We start from the raw sequence: 1,672 nt of genomic DNA on the forward strand, positions 1-1,672 counted from the left end.
ATCGGTGGAGCTGCATGACAAAGTCATCGGGCATTATCTGAACATAAAACACTATCAATAAGTTGGAGTCATTACCATGATAATAGTGTCTCGTTGTGTCTGGATAAGCGGATATAACGGCGTCCACCGGTATTTCTTTAATTAAAAAAATGATGTGTATGACTGATTTGTCTTGTGATAAATATCCTTAACAGACGGCGAGCTCGTCCGCCCATTTTGTTGCGGCCTGCATGGTTTCTATAACAGTGAACTCGCTGATATTGAGGGTATTACATATTTTCGCGGTTTCCTCCCAGTTAAGTTTCTCATAACATAACGACAGGGTCAGTATGTCAAAAAGTTCACCTTTATGTTCACAAAGCGCGGCAGTTACGTTTTGCGGGATTGAAATCTGTTTAATTAAATCGTCCATGGGGAGTTCAAGAATGACATCCAGCAATGAAAACAGACCGCATATAAATGCGTTATAGGATAATGAAACATTATTTATTTTTCCGGCAATTAATTCGCAGAATTTTCCGCGAACCATGCTCAGATGATAAAGTTCACTGATGCCGGAACGCCCCATATTTGAAAGGGCGGCCACCGCAACAAACCGCCGGAGTTCTTTGCCCCCCATATACATCAGCATTTCTTTCAGGGTAAGATTGTCCGCCTGAATTATGCCATGTGATTTAAACAGCATGTTTCTGACGTAGCGCATGATTTTATATGACAGCGTCAGATCGGTTTTAAGCAGACGTTCGACCGCGGCAAAGTCCGGGTTTTCCCTGTTCACCTCCATCATCAGCCTGGAGAGTGGCAGGGGGTTCTGGGAAAGGCATTTATTTCTGAGGATTTCCGGGCGACTGAAGAAAAATCCCTGGAAAAGCGCGAAACCCGCCCGGCTGTAAAGCTCAAACTCGTCCCTTGTTTCCACTTTTTCAGCAAGGAATTTTATGCCCTGCAGAAGCTGACTTTTTCTGTGGATATATTGCCGGATATCTTCATAGTCATTGTCTCTGACATCAAATTTGATGACAGAAATATACTGCATAAAGCGGTCCCATTCATCATCCATCGTGAAATCATCGAGCGCAAGCTGGTAACCCCTGTCGTGCATATCCTTTACGGCACAGAAAAGCGCATCATCCGGGACTGCATTTTCCAGAATTTCGATGACCACTTTTTCATTCGGCAGCGTATCGCCCAGTCCGTTAATGATCATCTGGTGCGGCACATTAATAAAAGAACTGTGATTGTTGGCTATACGGGGAACAGGGATGCATAAAAACTGGTCAGAAATCATTCTGGACGTGGCGTATTCTGGTGAAACATCGGGAAAGGCATTGTTCATTCCGTCCCTGAAAAGCAGCTCATAAGCGACGGTCTGCATTTTTGTGTCAAAAATAGGCTGGCGTGCGATAAATGAATACATATTCCCGGTCCCCAGGTCAGCGTTATAATTTTTAGAAATGTAACCTTTCCATGCTTATAACACGCACTACGGGCAATAAATTTGATCCGGAGCACAACTCAAATCATAAAAGAACCGGGATGATGCGACATCACCATTCCCGACCAACAGAATTGTTCACTGATTTATTCCTTCCCTGCGGTGATGCTGCCAACTTACTGATTTAGTGTATGATGGTGTTTTTGAGGTGCTCCAGTGGCTTCTGTTTCTATCAGC

The 1,672-nt window shown here is 43.9% G+C and carries 2 protein-coding genes; one reads left to right on the top strand and one right to left on the bottom strand.

Annotation, left to right across the window (positions count from 1 at the left end):
- Positions 1–61: IS1 family transposase (locus RYZ59_RS24915; RefSeq protein WP_071528444.1), on the top strand; the 61-nt coding region annotated here is incomplete at its 5' end.
- Between the two features lie 126 nt (positions 62–187).
- Here RYZ59_RS24915 and RYZ59_RS24500 read toward each other — a convergent pair.
- Positions 188–1,417, bottom strand: coding sequence for an EAL and HDOD domain-containing protein (locus RYZ59_RS24500; protein WP_042201166.1), 1,230 nt, complete (start codon positions 1,415–1,417; stop codon positions 188–190).
- Positions 1,418–1,672: the final 255 nt, after the last annotated feature.

It is taken from the genome of Citrobacter sp. HN-141 (assembly GCF_033341895.1).
Classification (GTDB): Bacteria; Pseudomonadota; Gammaproteobacteria; order Enterobacterales; family Enterobacteriaceae; genus Citrobacter.